Annotated in this window: 4 protein-coding genes; 1 reads left to right on the top strand and 3 read right to left on the bottom strand. The window is 55.3% G+C overall.

Annotation, left to right across the window (positions count from 1 at the left end; all coding sequences use genetic code 11):
- Positions 1 to 120: 120 nt before the first annotated feature.
- Both tnpB and tnpA read right to left on the bottom strand, forming a co-directional pair.
- A complete protein-coding gene (gene tnpB / locus WLY71_RS30040) occupies positions 121 to 456 on the bottom strand; it encodes an IS66 family insertion sequence element accessory protein TnpB (protein WP_347806468.1) in 336 nt (111 codons plus the stop codon).
- On the bottom strand, positions 453 to 785 hold the full coding sequence (tnpA, locus tag WLY71_RS30035; RefSeq protein ID WP_347806467.1) for an IS66-like element accessory protein TnpA: 333 nt from the start codon (positions 783 to 785) through the stop codon (positions 453 to 455). The genes tnpB and tnpA overlap by 4 nt, the downstream gene beginning before the upstream one ends.
- Before the next feature lie 441 nt (positions 786 to 1,226).
- On the opposite strand from tnpA, the gene WLY71_RS30030 reads away from it, so the two are divergent.
- Positions 1,227 to 2,012: an integrase arm-type DNA-binding domain-containing protein gene (locus tag WLY71_RS30030; protein WP_347806466.1), complete on the top strand. Its 786-nt coding sequence runs from the start codon at positions 1,227 to 1,229 to the stop codon at positions 2,010 to 2,012.
- Positions 2,013 to 2,552: 540 nt separating this feature from the next.
- Here WLY71_RS30030 and WLY71_RS30025 read toward each other — a convergent pair.
- A partial coding sequence (locus WLY71_RS30025; protein WP_347806465.1) for an ABC transporter ATP-binding protein/permease occupies positions 2,553 to 3,693 on the bottom strand: 1,141 nt, incomplete at its 5' end.

Here is a 3,693-nt window from a genome sequence, read left to right as displayed (position 1 = left end):
TTCAGGGTTTAGTTGGTCGAGGTTTGGAAGCGAAGTCATGCCGCCGATTTTGCCAGAGCAAGGCTACACCGGCGATAGACTCATCGGACAATTGCACGGCCAGGCTGGCCATGGCAGGCGTCACACGATGGAAATCACGCCGCTTGGCCCAACTCTTTGCCAAGGCAAACCCAGCACCAGGGCATGCAGTTGTTCGGCACCTAATTCCATCTGAGAGCCGTGTTGAGAACCCGGCCAGAAGAACTTGCCTTGATGCAGGCGGCGCGCCGCCAGCCAAATACCCAACCCGTCGTGCACCAGCACTTTCATGCGATTGGCGCGGCGGTTGGCAAACAGATAAGCACAGTGTGGCTGCGCCGCACCGAACACTGATACCACCCGCGCCAGAGCAGTGTCGGTACCGGCGCGCATGTCCATGGGTTCGGTGGCGAGCCAGATAGCGTCGATGCGGATCATCGCATTAGATCTCGAAGAAAGGTGGCGCAGGCAGCAGCGCTTTCGGTCGGCCAGTTCACTTTGACGGTGCCACGCGGGTGTGGGATTTCGAGACAGATAGTCGATGACGCGCAATCCGACTTTGCCCCCATAGCCTGCAAGGGCAGCGGAATGAAAGCAGGTTGCAGCGCCATGGTTTTCTGCGTTTGCACTCGAATCCATTTATGGACGAGGTTCGCGTTGAGGCTGTGGCTCAGTGCGACATTGGCAATCGAGGCACCGGGCTGGGCGCACTCTTGAATGACCTGAGCCTTGAAGGATTTGGAGTAGGAACGGCGTTGTGGCTGCATGAAAGACCCGCTTAAAAGGCTAAAAATGGTGTCCACTTAAATTAAGTGGACACCATCGCCTTTGGCATAGGGGGCAGGAAGATGTGTTGGCCGGACGCATACGGTGAAACGGCTGAATTACAGAACGTTTTCCATAATAGTGATGGAAGACATGCCGAAAGACGATGATTCCACCAAACCCCAGAAACGACAAAGCCCTGACTAATCAGGGCTTTGTCGTATAAAGATGGCGGAGGCGATGTCTCTTGTTTTGATGTTTATTGACGTCCATAGATGTTCTGTTTTGGTACGAAAAACAATTTTGAAAACAGTCGCTTATGAAGATTTTTGTCTTTTGTGTTCCGCATGCGACTACGGAAAGCCAGGGGCCAAGGTATGGGCTGGAGTATGGGCTGAGACTCATCTGGATTGAGTCATCATCCTTTAAATAGGAGGTGACTGATGGCATCACTGACGACAAAAACCGTAGAGAAAATAATCAGGGTCGGGTTGGCTGGAATGACCAATGATGGCGACGGCCTCTACTTGAAAGTCGGCCGCTCCGGTGGCGCTAGTTGGATCTTTCGCTACAAGATTGCCGGCAAGAGCCGAGACATGGGGCTGGGCGGGAGTCCTGAAGTAAGTCTCGCGAACGCTCGTGAGAAAGCAGCAGAGGCCAGAAAGCTGAGAACTCTTGAAAAAGCACAAGATCTGAGCGCTAAAGCCCTGCACTTCACCATCCTGACAGCCTGCCGAACCAGTGAAGTGCCTGACTCTACCTGGGCGGAGATTGATCTCGTGGCAGGGATATGGACCATTCCGGCGTCGCGAATGAAAGCCGGGAAGGAGCACCGGGTTCCTTTGTCGCAAGCGGCTTTGGATCTACTGATCGCTCTTCCACGCGTAAAGGGGAACAATCATCTGTTTCCGGGTGCTCGAAAAGGGAGACCGCTGAGCAACATGGCGATGTTGATGGTGTTGCGTCGAATGAAGCGCAACGATCTCACGACTCACGGATTCCGTTCGACTTTTAGGGATTGGGCGAGTGCGGTCACCCACTATCCACGAGAAGTCTGCGAGCAGGCACTTGCACATGCAGTAGAGAGTGCGGTTGAGGCGGCTTATCGCCGTGGAGACCTTTTCGGCAAGCGGCAAATGTTAATGGATCACTGGTCACGATATGTGTGTGGCATTCAGGAAGCACAAGATAGCGGGACAGATAACAATGGAGGCACAGCTTGTTACTAATCCCTGCTGATATCGGTCGATTGGCACTAGCATGGGGTGCTAGGGGCGAGTGTTCGAATTACTCCGTCCCGACTATATAACTCAATGGGTTGCGAGATTTTATCTCGCGACCCATTTTTATTTTTGGTCGTTTTTACCCCACAAAACGACTGGCTCTGGGTGGAGTCTTCAGCGGATACCAAAGGTGGAATTTGTCCTGGGGGTTTATCGGCAATGCAGGAGGACGTCAGTCAACGCGTTCTGTAGCGAGAACGTTCTTTTTCGTTCGCTTACCTTGAAAGACAAGCGAAGCCAAGAAAGGGGACAGGCTTCAGTGCCCCTTCAATCGATTCTGAGCCTGATTATCACGCTGGATCACCGACACGCTGGCATCGGTTCCAGTTGCACCGAAGCCCTAACTGTAACCGTCACAGGGCAATGCTTGGGCCGCGTTGACGGTGTACAGCAGCGGCTCGTTCGTCTGAGCGTGTTGAACGCAGAGCAGGCACGCAGTCAGGCTCGCAAACGTCAGCCACTTTTTTGGCAACGATATCAATAATCTCAAAATTCCAGCGTGGTGGAGGGGATTGGTTTGGGCGCGGAGGGCAAAGCCACTGGCACCACATCGATCACGCAGGTGTGGTACGCACCGAGGCTTTCGCGATGGCCGATGCTGACCAGCGTAATGTCGGTTGCCGCCAGCGCTTCGTACAGCCGTCGCTCAGCACTGTCGTCAAGGCCCGAAGTGGCTTCATCGAGGAACAGCAATGGTGGCCGAATCAGCAAGGCGCGGGCCATGGCCAGGCGCTGTTGCTCGCCGGGGCTCAAACGCCGGCTCCAGTCATCGGTGCTGTGCAACGGCAAGTGCTGCAACTCTGTCAGTTTGAGCACGGCTTCCAGGCGTGCTTCATCGATTTCGATAGCACCGGTCTCGCCGGTTTGATGCAACAGTTCATGCAACGAACCATTGGGCAAATAAGGCCTCTGCGGCAGGATAAGTAGACCCTCGCGGTCCAGTTCGACACTGCCCTGGTGCCGTGGCCACAATCCTGCAAGCGAGCGGAGCAGGGTGGTCTTGCCCACGCCGGAAGGGCCGCGCAGCAGCAGCCGTTCGCCGGGAGCCAAGGTCAGCGTCAGCGGTTCGAACAGCGGTAAACCGTGCTCGTTCAGCGGTGCAAAGTCATGCAAACGCAGGCCAGCTGTACGACGGGTGACGGGGTCAACCGGTGCAGGTAGTGCGTCAAGTTCACGCCAGAAACTGCATAAGCGAGTCTTGGTCGCACGCCATTCGGCGATTTGCGGGTAGCTACGAATCAGAAACGAAAGAGAAGCCTGAATTTCGCCGAAAGCCGAAGCGATCTGAGTCAGTTGCCCCAGTTGGATTTCCCGCGAGAAGAAGCGCGGCGACACCAGCAGCAGCGGCAAGGTAAAGGCGAATCGCTCATACGCCGCATTAATGCCCAACAGGTGTTTTTTCGAGCGAACCAGCTTGCCGTAGTTGCTCAGCAGCAGTCCCAGTTGTCCCAGTAACTGCTTGCTTTCCCAGCCCTGACCACGGGAAAGGGCGACGTTTTCGGCGTCTTCACGAAGACGCGTCAGGCCGAAACGAAAATCCGCCTCACGACGTTGTTGCAGGAAATTGAGCCCGATCAGCGGTTGACCGATCCAGTGCGCGATGCCGCTGCCGATCACGGCGTAGATC

The sequence above is a fragment of the Pseudomonas rossensis genome, from assembly GCF_039888995.1.
In the GTDB taxonomy this organism is placed as follows: domain Bacteria; phylum Pseudomonadota; class Gammaproteobacteria; order Pseudomonadales; family Pseudomonadaceae; genus Aquipseudomonas; species Aquipseudomonas rossensis.
Note: the sequence above shows the minus strand (reverse complement) of the source record. Positions and strands in the feature narration are given on the sequence as shown.

What these genes read in the sequence shown, in the direction of transcription:
- tnpB (WP_347806468.1), bottom strand. Translation starts at nt 456, where the DNA reads ATGATCCGCATCGACGCTATCTGGCTCGCCACCGAACCCATGGACATG.
- tnpA (WP_347806467.1), bottom strand. Translation starts at nt 785, where the DNA reads ATGCAGCCACAACGCCGTTCCTACTCCAAATCCTTCAAGGCTCAGGTC.
- WLY71_RS30030 (WP_347806466.1), top strand. Translation starts at nt 1,227, where the DNA reads ATGGCATCACTGACGACAAAAACCGTAGAGAAAATAATCAGGGTCGGG.